At 51.4% G+C, this 14,197-nt stretch carries 9 protein-coding genes; all 9 read right to left on the bottom strand.

Features of this window, described 5'->3' with window-relative positions; all coding sequences use genetic code 11:
- Positions 1 to 77 precede the first annotated feature (77 nt).
- Entirely contained in the window at positions 78 to 713 is a 636-nt protein-coding gene (gene rplC, locus L9W92_RS07240) for a 50S ribosomal protein L3 (RefSeq protein ID WP_240083087.1), read from the bottom strand.
- A gap of 142 nt (positions 714 to 855) precedes the next feature.
- Positions 856 to 1,164, bottom strand: a complete 309-nt coding sequence (gene rpsJ / locus L9W92_RS07235) for a 30S ribosomal protein S10 (RefSeq protein WP_240083086.1) — start codon at positions 1,162 to 1,164, stop codon at positions 856 to 858.
- A 267-nt stretch (positions 1,165 to 1,431) separates the two neighbouring features.
- Positions 1,432 to 2,634, bottom strand: coding sequence for an elongation factor Tu (tuf, locus tag L9W92_RS07230; RefSeq protein ID WP_240083085.1), 1,203 nt, complete (start codon positions 2,632 to 2,634; stop codon positions 1,432 to 1,434).
- Positions 2,635 to 2,718: 84 nt separating this feature from the next.
- Positions 2,719 to 4,794: an elongation factor G gene (fusA, locus tag L9W92_RS07225; protein WP_240083084.1), complete on the bottom strand. Its 2,076-nt coding sequence runs from the start codon at positions 4,792 to 4,794 to the stop codon at positions 2,719 to 2,721.
- 11 nt (positions 4,795 to 4,805) lie between these two features.
- Positions 4,806 to 5,276, bottom strand: a complete 471-nt coding sequence (gene rpsG / locus L9W92_RS07220; RefSeq protein ID WP_240083083.1) for a 30S ribosomal protein S7 — start codon at positions 5,274 to 5,276, stop codon at positions 4,806 to 4,808.
- A 49-nt stretch (positions 5,277 to 5,325) separates the two neighbouring features.
- Positions 5,326 to 5,700: a 30S ribosomal protein S12 gene (gene rpsL, locus L9W92_RS07215; RefSeq protein WP_240083081.1), complete on the bottom strand. Its 375-nt coding sequence runs from the start codon at positions 5,698 to 5,700 to the stop codon at positions 5,326 to 5,328.
- Between the two features lie 133 nt (positions 5,701 to 5,833).
- On the bottom strand, positions 5,834 to 6,085 hold the full coding sequence (locus tag L9W92_RS07210; protein ID WP_240083080.1) for a ribosomal L7Ae/L30e/S12e/Gadd45 family protein: 252 nt from the start codon (positions 6,083 to 6,085) through the stop codon (positions 5,834 to 5,836).
- A gap of 181 nt (positions 6,086 to 6,266) precedes the next feature.
- Complete coding sequence (rpoC, locus tag L9W92_RS07205; protein WP_240083079.1) at positions 6,267 to 9,800, bottom strand: DNA-directed RNA polymerase subunit beta'; 3,534 nt, start codon at positions 9,798 to 9,800, stop codon at positions 6,267 to 6,269.
- Positions 9,801 to 9,820: 20 nt separating this feature from the next.
- A complete protein-coding gene (gene rpoB / locus L9W92_RS07200; RefSeq protein ID WP_240083078.1) occupies positions 9,821 to 13,615 on the bottom strand; it encodes a DNA-directed RNA polymerase subunit beta in 3,795 nt (1,264 codons plus the stop codon).
- Positions 13,616 to 14,197 lie beyond the last annotated feature (582 nt).

The following is a 14,197-nucleotide window of genomic DNA, read 5'->3' as shown; positions in this document are numbered from 1 at the left end:
CCGAGCCGAAAGCCTTTTAGTCCGCAGGCGCGCGCACACCGCGACCGCCCCCCGCGTCTTTAAGCTTAAGCTCTTTTCTAGCGCTGCCGCGCCTTGGTCGACGGTATCACCAGCACCAGACCGCCCTTGGGTCCGGGTATGGCTCCTTTAACGGCAAGCAAGTTGCGGTCGCCGTCAACTTTTACCACTTCAAGATTCTGCACCGTTATTCGCTCCGAGCCGTATTGCCCCGGCAATTTCCTGCCTTTATACACACGGGCCGGACCTTTCGCCCCCAGTGAACCTGGGCGCCTGTGGTACTTGGAACCATGGGCCATCGGGCCGCGGTGAAAACCATGACGTTTGATCCCGCCTGAGAAGCCGTGCCCTTTACTAGTACCAACCACATCTACCTTTTCTCCCTGGGCAAAAATATCGGCCTTAATTTCCTGGCCTACCTCGTATGAATCCGCATCTTCAACCCTCAGCTCACGCAGATAGCGCAGCGGCCGTACGCCGGCTTTAGTAAAATGGCCCTTCAGAGGTTTAGTGAAAAGACGTTCCCTCTTCTCTCCGAAACCAATTTGAACCGCGCTGTAACCGTCAGTCCCAGGGGTTTTCTTTTGCACAACAAAGCACGGACCGGCTTCGATCACAGTAACAGGAATAGCCAGGCCAACGTCCGTAAAAATCTGTGTCATCCCAACTTTTTTCCCCAGAATACCTTTTGGCATTATAAAATGCACCTCCGTTTTTCAAAGGCCGGAAACTAAAACCATTTGCCTTCGCCCCCGGCCTCTGAATTCTGTGGCAAGTGGTTGAGCTGGTTCTCAACATTGCCTCTATCTAAACCGGATATAACTTTACCTTCTTCAACTACAATTTTATTTCGATGTCCACACCGGCCGGCAGGTCCAGACGCATCAGGGCGTCCACCGTTTTCGGGGTGGGCTCGATAATGTCAATCAAACGCTTATGGGTCCGCATCTCGAACTGCTCGCGAGAGTCCTTGTTAACATGAGGACTGCGCAGAATGGTGTAAATATTTTTTTCCGTCGGCAGCGGAACCGGACCGGCGACAGAAGCGCCCGTCCTCTTCGCGGTATCCACAATCTTCAGGGCTGACTGGTCCAATATGTGATAGTCGAAGGCTTTTAGCCTGATCCTGATTTTTTGGCTCTTCATAAATATCCTGCTCTCCTTTTCGCCCGATGACCGGACATTCTCAGTGAAAATTCCCCATCTCGGTAGCTTGTAGCCGGTTGCCGGCAGTCGGATTGCTTATTGAAAATCGGCTTTACCGATCTTCTCTTTATTCTGACTCCTGACTTCTGACTACTGACTACTGAGTTGGCAACCTCTCACCTCATCGCGTTTGCCAATAGCCACGGGTTGGCGTTTCAGTATGTGAAAATGTATAACCTATATTACTCGAGCGGGTCAAATAACAACCTACTCCCTAATTCCGGTAACAACGCCCGCGCCCACAGTGCGGCCGCCTTCACGGATGGCAAAGCGCAGCCCTTCTTCAATAGCAATCGGGGTAATCAGGTCGATGTCAACTTTAATGTTGTCTCCCGGCATCACCATTTCCACGCCATCCGGCAGGGTGATCACGCCGGTCACGTCGGTGGTCCGGAAATAAAACTGGGGACGGTAGCCGTTAAAGAACGGCGTGTGCCTGCCGCCCTCTTCCTTGGTCAGTACTAACACTTCGGCAGAAAAGTTTTTGTGGGGCCTGATCGAGCCGGGTTTTGCCAGAACCTGCCCGCGTTCGATTTCTTTCCGGTCGACGCCCCGCAGCAGGCAGCCGATGTTGTCGCCGGCCTGGCCGCTGTCAAGGATTTTCCTAAACATTTCCACACCGGTCACCACGGTCTTCCGGGGCTTGTCGGCAAGTCCCACGATCTCAATTTCATCCTGCACTTTGACCATACCGCGCTCGACCCGGCCGGTGGCCACGGTGCCGCGTCCGGTAATGGAAAAAACGTCTTCGACAGGCATCAGGAAAGGCTTGTCGGTATCCCGCACAGGTGTGGGAACATGCTCGTCAACGGCATCCATCAGCTCCCAGATAGACTTGCACCATTCACAGTCTTTCTTGCCGCAGGCACATTCCATCGCTTTTAGCGCCGAACCGGTAATAATGGGAATTTCATCACCGGGGAATTCATAATTAGTCAGCAATTCGCGCACTTCCATGTCAACCAGCTCCAGGAGTTCCGGGTCGTCAACCATGTCGGCCTTGTTCAGGTATACGACGATGTAGGGAACATTAACCTGACGGGCCAGCAAGATATGCTCGCGGGTCTGGGGCATCGGGCCGTCCGCCGCGGACACGACCAGGATCGCCCCGTCCATCTGGGCGGCGCCGGTAATCATATTTTTGATGTAGTCGGCGTGGCCCGGGCAGTCAACGTGGGCATAGTGCCTTTTATCGGTTTCATATTCGACGTGGGCGGTATTAATGGTAATGCCGCGCTCACGCTCTTCAGGAGCGTTGTCAATCTCTTCGAACTTCTTAATCGTGGCCTGACCGACTGTGTTCAGAACCATGGTGATTGCCGCAGTCAGGGTGGTCTTGCCGTGGTCGACGTGGCCGATGGTGCCGATGTTAACGTGGGGTTTAGTCCGCTCATACTTTTGTTTTGCCATTAGTTTTATCCTCCTTTAAATTTTTATTTGCTGCAAACAGTTAATCCTACTTGCTGACGCTCTATAATTCCGGCTACCCATATTTTACCCTTGCCGTCTGGCAATAATTCCTTCCGCGATATTTTGCGGAACTTCAGCATAATGGCTAAACTGCATGCTGTAGGTGCCGCGCCCCTGTGTGCGCGAACGCAGGTCGGTCGCGTAGCCGAACATCTCCGCCAACGGCACGAGCGCATGGATTATCTGCATCCCGTTGCGCGGCTCCATATCCTCGATCCGGCCCCGCCGGGAGTTCACATCGCCGATCACGTCACCCATGTACTCGTCGTTCACCACGACTTCCACCTTCATTACCGGTTCCAGCAGAACCGCGCCGGCTTTGCCGGCGGCATTCTTAAACCCAATGGAACCGGCAATTTTAAAAGCCATTTCGGATGAGTCCACATCGTGGTACGAACCGTCCAGCAGGGTGACCCCGATGTCCACCATCGGGAAACCGGCTAAAATGCCGTTTTCCTGGGCTTCCTTAACGCCCGCGTCAACAGCCGGAATATACTCTTTGGGGATAACCCCGCCAATGACTTTGCTCGTGAACTCATATCCTGAGCCCGGCCCCCGCGGCTCGATCTCCAAAACAACATGACCGTACTGACCGCGCCCGCCTGACTGGCGGACAAACTTACCTTCAGCCTTAACCTTCTTCCTGATGGTTTCTTTGTAAGCAACCTGCGGCCGGCCTACGTTCGCTTCCACATTAAACTCACGCAGCATCCGGTCAATAATTATCTCCAAGTGCAATTCTCCCATGCCCGATATCAGCGTTTGGCCTGTTTCAGCGTCGGTATTAATCCGGAAAGTGGGATCTTCCTCCGCCAGCTTCTGCAGGGCAATCCCCATTTTCTCCTGATCCATTTTGGTTTTCGGCTCAATGGCCACATGGATAACCGGCTCCGGAAAATCCATGGATTCCAGGTAAACCGGCGCTTTCTCATCACACAGAGTGTCTCCGGTGCTGGTCGCCTTCAAGCCCACTGCGGCGACAATATCCCCGGCAAACACTTCCGTGATATCCTCCCGGTGGTTGGCATGCATTCTCAGAATACGCCCGATTCTCTCCCGCCTGTGCTTGGTTGAATTGAAAATATATGAACCGGACTGCAGGCTCCCCGAATAAACCCGGAAAAAGGTTAACTTGCCAACATAAGGGTCGGCCATTATTTTAAATGCCAAAGCGGCAAAAGGTTCATCATCCCTGGCCGCCCGGATTTCTTCAGCGCCGCTCTCCGGGTCAACCCCGCGCATGGGCGGCACTTCCGTGGGCGCCGGTAAATAGTCCACAATCGCGTCCAGCAGAGGTTGCACACCTTTGTTTTTAAAAGCGGAACCACATAGCACCGGGATTATCTGCACAGCCAGAGTAGCTTTGCGAATGCCTTCATGAAGATCTTTTTCCGTAAGTTCCTCGTTTTCAACATACTTCATCATTAAATTTTCGTCAGATTCGGCAACCGCTTCAATCAACTTGTTTCTAAATATACTCGCTTCTTCAGCCAGTTCCGGCGGGATGTCGGTTTCCTCGCTGTCGACACCCAATTCATCAATATAGATAATTGCCTTGTTTCTGACTAAATCAATGACACCATGGAACTTATCCTCCATTCCGATGGGTATTTGCAAAGCCACCGGGTTGGCGCCTAAACGCTCTTTAATCATTTTCACTCCACGGTGGAAGTCGGCCCCTACGCGGTCCATTTTATTGATGAAGGCTATCCGTGGAACACCGTATTTATCGGCCTGACGCCATACTGTTTCAGACTGCGGTTCGACGCCCCCCACTGAACAAAAAACCGCCACCGCGCCGTCAAGCACGCGCAGAGAACGTTCTACCTCCACAGTGAAGTCCACGTGCCCTGGCGTGTCGATAATATTAATCTGTGAATCACGCCACCGGCAACTGGTTGCCGCGGAAGTAATGGTGATGCCCCTTTCCTGCTCCTGGACCATCCAATCCATCGTCGCCGCGCCATCGTGCACTTCCCCTATTTTATGCACTTTGCCTGTGTAAAACAGTATCCGCTCGGTAGTGGTGGTCTTGCCGGCGTCAATATGTGCCATTATTCCTATATTTCGAATTTTATCCAACGAAAACTGACGCGCCATCAAGCTCCCCCTTACCAACGATAATGCGCAAATGCTTTATTAGCCTCAGCCATTTTATGAGTGTCTTCTCTTTTCTTTACGGAACCGCCTGTGTTCGCAGCCGCGTCCATAATTTCACTGGCAAGTTTATCCGCCATGGTCCGGCCGGCCCGTTCCCTGGAATACCTGGTCAGCCAGCGGATACCCAGCGTCTGCCTGCGGTCATGCCGCACTTCTATCGGAACCTGATAGTTGGCCCCGCCAACCCGGCGGGCCTTTACTTCAAGAACCGGCATGATATTCTTCATCGCCAGTTCAAAAACCTCCAACGGGTTTTTGCCGGTTTTTTCCTTGATCATATCCAAAGCACCGTAGACAACCGCCTCGGCAAGACTTTTTTTGCCGTCCTGCATCACTTGGTTGATCAGCTTGGTTAAAACCTTGCTCCGGTATACAGGGTCGGGCAGGATTTCCCGTTTGGCAATAGCCCCTCTTCTCGGCACTACTTTTCCCCCCTTTGCAGCGAATATAATGTCACCAAAACAGTACCGGCTATTTTTTAGGCCGCTTAGAACCGTATTTTGAACGCCCACGGTTCCTGTTCTGAACACCCGCGGAATCCAGTGAGCCGCGAATAATATGATATCTGACACCCGGTATGTCCTTTACCCTGCCGCCGCGCACCAGAACAACCGAGTGCTCTTGCAGGTTATGTCCGATGCCTGGAATGTAGGAGGTTACCTCAATGCCGTTGGTAAGCCTGACCCGGGCAACTTTACGCAAAGCGGAGTTGGGTTTCTTCGGTGTAGTCGTGTACACCCTGGTGCAAACGCCCCGTTTCTGCGGGCACTCCTTCAGCGCCGGCGCGGTGGACTTTTTATTCATTTCCTCCCTGCCTTTGCGGATCAGTTGGCTAATAGTTGGCACTATAAAACACCTCCTTCCCGGCTAATCATAGTAGTCAGTAGTCAGCATTCAGAATATTTTAGACGATAAGCCTTTCTGTCATTCCGGCTCCTGACTCCTGGGTAGTTACCTCTAATTTTGCACTTCAAGCAGCTTATTCCTCAATGACAGCCGCGGAAGCACAGCCCACCTCAATACCACAGGCTTTGCCCAGCGCCTGCATGGAGTCCGCCTCGATTACCCGGACACCCTTTGCAGCGCACATCCGGAGGATTGGTTCGACCACGTGCCTGTCAGCGTTTTGCGCTATATACACCACTTTGGCCTGCCCCCGCTCAATTGCTTTAAGTGTCTGTTTCGCGCCTACGGTTTTTTTTCGCGCTGATAGCAGCAGTTCATAAGCCATAACTGCTTAACCCCCTGAAATCCGGACACTTTAGTATCTTATCACCACAAGATGCCATTGTCAATATTGTACTATTCAGGAGACAGAATTCAGTAGTCAGTATTCAGAATAATACGAAACGATAACCAGTTCTCTTATTCGACTGCTGACTCCTGTCTACCGACTCCTGACTTCTAATGAGTTATACAGTCGTCGTCAAAAAATCATCCTGCACCTGGTCACTTTCGATTATATCTTCGTCACCGTCATACTCCTGCTCATCCACCCCTTCTTCATTTATGATATTGATGCTGATGTTGCGGTAGCGGGACATCCCCGTGCCGGCCGGAATCAGCTTGCCGATGATCACGTTTTCTTTCAGGCCGATGAGCGGGTCCAACTTGCCCTTAATCGCCGCCTCGGTAAGCACTCTGGTAGTCTCCTGGAAAGACGCGGCGGACAGAAATGAATCAGTGGCTAAAGAAGCCTTGGTAATACCCAGCAGCACCGCCTTGGCGGTGGCCGGTTCGCCCCCCAACGCCTCAACCCGGGCATTTTCATCTTCAAACTCGAATATGTCAATCAGGCCGCCCGGCAGCAGGTCGGTATCGCCGGGGTCATCTATTTTAATTTTCCGGAGCATTTGCCTGATCATTACCTCAATATGCTTATCGTTAATATCCACACCCTGCAGCCGGTAAACCCGCTGCACCTCTTGCAGGAGATAAATCTGCACACCCTGTACTCCCTTGATCTTGAGCAGGTCATGCGGGTTTACCGACCCCTCTGTCAATTCATCACCGGCGTCAACCTGGTCACCGTCTTTAATTTTGAGACGCGCTCCGTAAGGCACTTGATAAACAGCTTTTTCGCCGTCTGCGGCGGTAACTTCAATTTCCTTGCGGCCTTTGATTTCACGTACTTCGACCACGCCTGCCTCCTCGGCGATAATAGCTTGCCCCTTGGGGCGCCGTGCCTCGAAAAGCTCTTCCACCCGCGGCAAGCCTTGGGTAATATCATCCCCGGCCACGCCGCCGGTATGGAAGGTGCGCATGGTAAGCTGGGTGCCCGGCTCGCCGATGCTTTGAGCGGCAATGGTGCCGACAGCCTCACCGATATCAACATTGCGGCCGGTAGCCAGATTGCGCCCGTAACATTTGATGCACACGCCGTAACGGGTTTTGCAGGTTAAAACGGAACGAATCTTCACTTTTTTTATACCTGCTTTAATAATCCTCTCAGCATGTTCTTCAGTAATTTCTTCATCCGCTTCTACTATAATCTCCACATCGCCATTGGCTTTTTCCACCTTGATATCCTCAAGGGCTACCCGTCCGATAATCCGGTCTTCAATTTTTTCAATAACTTCGGCGCCGTCTTTAATCTCCTCGACGGTAATGCCCTGTGAAGTGCCGCAGTCAATTTCCCTGACGATCACATCCTGGGCGACGTCCACCAGACGGCGGGTCAGGTAACCGGAGTCGGCCGTGCGCAGCGCGGTGTCGGCCAAGCCTTTTCTGGCGCCGTGGGTGGAAATGAAATATTCCAAAACGGTCAGGCCTTCCCGGAAGTTCGCCTTAATCGGCAGGTCGATAATCCGGCCGGAGGGATCAGCCATCAGGCCCCGCATCCCGGCAAGCTGGCGGATCTGCTGGATATTGCCGCGGGCACCGGAATTGGCCATCATATATACCGGGTTAAAGCGGCCAAGCGTTTCATTCAGCGCTTCGGTCACTGTTCTCGTGGCTTCGTTCCAGATTCCGATTACTTTCCGGTAGCGCTCGTCTTCCGTAATCAGGCCGCGGCGGTACTGCAGCTCCACTTTCTCAACCTGCTGTTCGGCGTCCTTGAGAATTTCCTTTTTCCGTTCCGGAATCGTGATATCTTGAATGCCAATGGTTACTCCCGCTTTAGTGGCAAAAGTAAAGCCCAGTTTTTTAATGCCATCCAGCAGTTTGGTGGTGGCTGAAAAACCCAGCTGCCGGTAACAGTCATCAACGACCCTGCTCAACACTTTTTTATCGGCTATCTGGTTAATATACCCTAATTCAGGAGGTATAACCTCGTTAAAAATAGCCCTGCCGACAGTGGTTTCAAGCATGCTTTTATCGGGCATCCGCACTTTTATCCTGGCATGCAGGGAAATAACATTGTTGTAATAGGCCATCACAGCCTCTTCGCGGTCTTTAAAAACCTTCCCTTCTCCCTGTACGCCGGGCTCTTCCACGGTTAGATAGTAGATGCCCAAAACCATGTCCTGGGTAGGTATGGCCACCGGGCGGCCGTCCTTGGGGTTCAAAATATTATTTGAGGAAAGCATCAGCAACCTGGCCTCTGACTGCGCCTCCGCGGACAGGGGCACGTGCACGGCCATCTGGTCGCCGTCGAAGTCGGCGTTATAAGCCGTGCAAACCATCGGATGGATCTGAATGGCCTTTCCTTCCACCAGCGTCGGCTCGAAAGCCTGGATGCCCAGGCGGTGCAAGGTGGGAGCGCGGTTAAGCAGCACAGGATGTTCGCTGATCACATCTTCAAGCACGTCCCAAACCTCCGGGCGCACCCTTTCCACCATGCGCTTAGCGCTTTTAATGTTATGGGCGTGGCCATCATTCACCAGGCGTTTCATGACAAAAGGCTTAAACAACTCAATAGCCATTTCTTTGGGTAAGCCGCACTGGTGGATGTTCAAATCCGGACCGACAACTATAACCGAGCGGCCGGAGTAGTCAACCCGCTTGCCAAGAAGATTCTGGCGGAAGCGTCCTTGCTTTCCTTTCAGCATATCGCTCAGCGATTTTAAAGGGCGGTTGCCCGGGCCGGTAACCGGCCTGCCCCGGCGTCCGTTGTCAATCAAGGCGTCCACAGCTTCCTGGAGCATTCTTTTTTCATTCCTGACGATAATGTCCGGCGCGCCCAGATCCAGCAATCTTTTTAGACGGTTGTTGCGGTTGATCACCCGGCGGTACAGATCATTCAGGTCAGAAGTGGCAAAACGCCCGCCATCCAATTGAACCATGGGACGAAGCTCGGGAGGAATCACCGGAACCACGTCCAGCACCATCCACTCCGGCCGGTTTCCCGATTTGCGGAAAGCCTCCACCACTTCCAGACGCCTGATCGCCCTGATTTTGCGCTGGCCGGTGACGTCTCTCAGCTCCTGGCGAAGCTCTTTGGTCTGTTCCTCCAGGTCGATTTCCTCCAGGAGAATCTTGATGGCTTCAGCGCCCATGCTTGCTTTAAAAACATTGCCGTATTTTTCCCTGTGCTCCCGGTACTCCGTTTCAGTAAGCAGCTGCTTTTTGATTAACCCGGTCTCGCCGGGATCGGTGACAATATATGAAACAAAGTACAAAACTCTTTCCAGAGCGCGCGGAGACATGTCCAGCAGCAAGCCCATCCGGCTGGGAATACCTTTAAAATACCATATGTGCGAAACCGGGGCGGCCAGCTTGATGTGACCGAGGCGCTCCCGGCGCACTTTGGAACGGGTCACCTCAACCCCGCACCGGTCGCAAACCACTCCCTTGTAACGGACACGTTTATACTTGCCGCAGTGACATTCCCAGTCACGGGTCGGCCCAAAAATACGCTCGCAGAACAACCCGTCTCTTTCCGGTTTCAAAGTACGGTAATTGATTGTCTCGGGTTTTTTCACCTCACCGCTGGACCAGCTGATGACTTGTTCGGGAGACGCCAGGCCGATGCGGATACGGTCAAAATTATTTAATTCCAGCAAAAGAATCCCTCCTTCTGGAGTTACTCGTCTTCCAGTTCGAAATCATCTTCCTGATAACCTTCATTAAACCCCTCTTCGTCCACATCGTCGTCGTAATCTTCATGATTGACGACTTCAGGCAATTCTTCTTGCTGTATGTCAATACCCAGCTCTTTCGCTGTTTCAGTGATATCCTCTTCGACTTCTTTAATTTCGATCTCCCGGTCGTCTTCAGACAATACCCTGACGTCCAGCCCAAGGCTCTGCAGTTCTTTTATCAGTACTTTAAAGGACTCCGGCACACCTGGTTCCGGCACATTTTCCCCTTTGACGATGGACTCGTAAGTTTTTACCCGGCCGACCACATCGTCCGACTTCACGGTCAGGATCTCCTGCAGGGTATAGGCCGCGCCATAAGCCTCCAGCGCCCACACCTCCATCTCGCCGAAACGCTGTCCGCCAAACTGGGCTTTGCCGCCCAGCGGCTGTTGGGTAACCAGCGAGTAAGGTCCGGTGGAACGCGCGTGAATCTTGTCGTCCACCAGGTGGGCCAGTTTTAGCATATATACGTAACCCACTGTTACCGGGTTGTCAAAAGGTTCTCCCGTGCGCCCGTCATACAGCTGCATCTTGCCGCTCTCAGGCAGTCCCGCTTCCTTTAGTTTATCAAGAATGTCCTTTTCCGAGGCCCCGTTGAACACCGGCGTGGCCACATGGTAGCCCAGCGCCTTGGCGGCCCATCCAAGGTGCGCCTCCAAAACCTGCCCGATATTCATCCGGGAAGGCACGCCCAGGGGGTTCAGGACTATTTCTATCGGTGTGCCGTCCGGCAGAAAAGGCATATCCTCTTCCGGCAAAATGCGGGCAATAACACCTTTATTGCCGTGGCGTCCGGCCATCTTGTCGCCTTCGGAAATTTTCCTTTTTTGGGCGATATACACTCGCACCAACTGGTTCACGCCGGGCGGCAGTTCATCTCCGTTATCCCTTGAAAAAACCTTCACATCAACAATTTTACCTGCTTCACCGTGCGGCACTCTAAGGGAGGTATCCCTTACCTCACGCGCCTTTTCGCCAAATATGGCCCGCAAGAGACGTTCCTCGGCGGTCAATTCGGTTTCCCCCTTGGGCGTGACCTTGCCGACCAGGATGTCGCCGGGCCGCACTTCCGCGCCCGCCCGGATAATCCCCCGCGAGTCCAGGTCTTTCAAAATCTCCTCGCCGACATTGGGAATATCCCTGGTGATCTCTTCGGGACCCAACTTGGTGTCGCGGGCGTCGCATTCATATTCTTCTATATGAATCGACGTAAAGAAATCCTCCTTTACCGCCTTCTCGCTAACCAGGATGGCATCTTCATAGTTATAACCTTCCCAGGGCATAAAGGCCACCAGGATATTCCGGCCAAGCGCCAGCTCGCCGTAGTCGGTGGAAGGGCCATCGGCGATCACCTGGCCCGCTTCCACACGGTCACCCCGCTGTACAATGGGTTTTTGGTTGATGCACGTGCCCTGGTTGGAGCGGGTAAACTTCAACAGCTTGTATTTGTCAATGCCGGCCGGCCGGTAAACCAGATTCAAATCGACTGCTATCGAAAAGGTCTTGATTCCTTTACGCTGCAGGCTATCCAAATCCCCCTTGTTTATTATTTTATCTTTTTTAATGTGAATTTCTGCCTTGTCAGGCGCATAAATATCTTTCAAGGCCCTGATTTCTTTTATTTGAGGCACATGGTATTTTTTTTCATCCATTACTTGTGAAACAGGGATATTATAAATTTTCAGCCGGTATAATGTCTGTCTCATATGAGCAGGGATTTCTTCCAGCAGCCCTGTTCTCTTCAGCATTTCAACCACGGCTTCGGTAATTATATCGCCCTTTCTGGCTAGTGTTTCATTTGTTTCGCTAGAAATATCATAGGGCCATGTTCCCTCATACCTGGCGTCCGTCTTAACAATAATGTCGTTCGCGGTTACTTGCTCAATAATACCCGGATTTTTGGCAATCACCACCACCCCGGAATCCCTGGCGGCCTTATATTCAATCCCGGTGCCGACCAGGGGCGCCTGCGTTTTTAATAAAGGAACAGCCTGGCGCTGCATGTTTGCTCCCATCAAGGCCCGGTTTGCGTCATCATGTTCCAGAAACGGAATTAACGCCGTCGCTATACTGAATACCTGTTTTGGCGACACATCCATAAAATCCACCCGGTCGGCGGGAACTACCACAATTTCCGGAGAGCGGGCATTGACCCGGTTTTCCTGGAAATGACCTTCCTCATCCAACGGCGCGTTGGCCTGGGCTATAACGCAGCCCTCTTCTTTATCCGCGGTTAGATAAACTATCTCATCGGAAACCCGTTTGTTAGCCTTATCAACCTTGCGATAAGGCGTTTCAATAAAGCCAAGCGGGTTAATCCTGGCATAAGTGCTGAGCGAGCCGATCAGGCCGATATTGGGACCTTCAGGTGTCTCAATCGGACACATCCGGCCATAGTGTGAATTGTGGACGTCACGCACTTCAAAACCTGCCCGTTCCCGTGACAAACCACCCGGTCCGAGCGCGGAAAGACGCCGCTTATGGGTCAGCTCGGCGAGCGGGTTGGTCTGATCCATAAACTGGGATAGCTGACTTGACCCGAAGAACTCTTTAATGGCGGCGACTACCGGGCGGATGTTAATCAATACCTGTGGGGTAATCACATCCACATCCTGAATGGTCATTCTCTCGCGGACCACCCGCTCCATTCTGGACAAACCAATCCGGAACTGATTCTGCAGCAACTCGCCAACCGAACGCAAGCGGCGATTGCCAAGGTGATCGATATCGTCCACATGACCTTCCGATCTCACCAGACCCAACAAGTACTTGACTGTCTCAATAATGTCTTCCCTGGTCAGTTCCCTGATAAATTCACGTTCTTTGGGCAATTCTTTTTTCAGATAAGGATCAAACTCGGTTTCCCCTTTGGCGTTTTCACCATAACGGTAAAGAATGCCATGCTGCAGTTTTTCCTGAATCTTGTAACGGCCGACATTAGCCAAGTCATAGCGTTTAGGGTCAAAAAACAACGCTTCCAAAAGCGATCTCGCGCTTTCAACCGTAGGCGGCTCCCCGGGCCGCAAGCGCTTGTAGATCTCCACCAGCGCCTCTTCTTCAGTGTCGCAATTATCCCGGGACAAGGTTTCCTGAATACTTTTATCCTCGTTGAAGAGTTCGTTAATCACCATGTTGGTGCTGTAGCCAAGCGCGCGCACCAGAACGGTTGCCAATATCTTCCTGGTGCGGTCAATCCTGACAAAAATATGGTCGTTGACATCAGTTTCAAATTCCAGCCAGGCGCCCCGGTTGGGTATTATAGTGGCCGTGTAGAGCTTTTTACCGGTCGGATCGATAATTTCATTAAAATAGACACCGGGCGAACGGACCAACTGGCTTACTATCACCCTTTCGGCCCCGTTGATAATGAAAGTGCCCTTTTCGGTCATTAGAGGGAAATCTCCCATAAAGACTTCCTGTTCTTTGACCTCCCCGGTTTCTTTATTGATTAATCGCACCTTGACCCGCAAAGGAGCGGCAAAGGTTACGTCCCTTTCTTTGCACTCCTCCACTGAGTATTTCGGATCACCGAGGGTATAGTCTAAAAACTCAAGAACCAGGTTTCCGGTAAAATCCTGGATAGGAGATATATCATGGAAAACCTCTCTTAACCCCTCTTTTAAAAACCAATCATAGGAATTGCGCTGGACCTCAATAAGGTTGGGCAGTTCCAAGACTTCTTTCAGTTTACCGAAACTCTTTCGGCCTCTGCCCCCCACCTTCTCGGGATAAATCATCTAGCGCCTCACACCCCCGTCCCCAAATAAGAAAAATATTTACCGGCCATTCAGCAAAAAAACGCAAATACCGCTAGCGTGTCCTTTATCCACAAATCCCCGGAGGGGATTTTAACGATATGTTTAAACCGAAACAATGAAAAGCAAGGCTTTGTTTTTCTTTACAATACCTCGCTTTATACAAAATCAGACTATCTTAAATATTATTGCCATAATAATACAATAAAATACTTTGCTCTACAGAACCATTACCCACCCGTACACATATTAACAATCTATGCAATAAATATAGTAGATATTTAATGACATTTTTAAATTTTAGCACATCATATAATGTTTGTCAAGGAATTATTTGAAGGACCTTTTTGCTTTGTAAGCTTTTTTGGTTTTTCAGTCATTGCTCAAGCGTTCTCAATCCGGTGAATTGAAACTACTCTACATTAGATAATAGCCTAATTTTTTCATTGATTTAATAATTTGCCTCATTTTACCAGATAATGAGCATGCTTATCCTCTTGTCCACAACTTAGGGTGTGGACATTCTATCGGAAAAGTTATCCCTATGTGGATAATATTTTAGAC

The sequence above is a fragment of the Pelotomaculum terephthalicicum JT genome, assembly GCF_022410535.1.
Lineage (GTDB): Bacteria > Bacillota > Desulfotomaculia > Desulfotomaculales > Pelotomaculaceae > Pelotomaculum_D > Pelotomaculum_D terephthalicicum.
This window is presented reverse-complemented; position numbering and strand designations above follow the sequence as displayed.

What these genes read in the sequence shown, in the direction of transcription:
- rplC (WP_240083087.1), bottom strand. Translation starts at nt 713, where the DNA reads ATGCCAAAAGGTATTCTGGGGAAAAAAGTTGGGATGACACAGATTTTT.
- rpsJ (WP_240083086.1), bottom strand. Translation starts at nt 1,164, where the DNA reads ATGAAGAGCCAAAAAATCAGGATCAGGCTAAAAGCCTTCGACTATCAC.
- tuf (WP_240083085.1), bottom strand. Translation starts at nt 2,634, where the DNA reads ATGGCAAAACAAAAGTATGAGCGGACTAAACCCCACGTTAACATCGGC.
- fusA (WP_240083084.1), bottom strand. Translation starts at nt 4,794, where the DNA reads ATGGCGCGTCAGTTTTCGTTGGATAAAATTCGAAATATAGGAATAATG.
- L9W92_RS07210 (WP_240083080.1), bottom strand. Translation starts at nt 6,085, where the DNA reads ATGGCTTATGAACTGCTGCTATCAGCGCGAAAAAAAACCGTAGGCGCG.
- rpoB (WP_240083078.1), bottom strand. Translation starts at nt 13,615, where the DNA reads ATGATTTATCCCGAGAAGGTGGGGGGCAGAGGCCGAAAGAGTTTCGGT.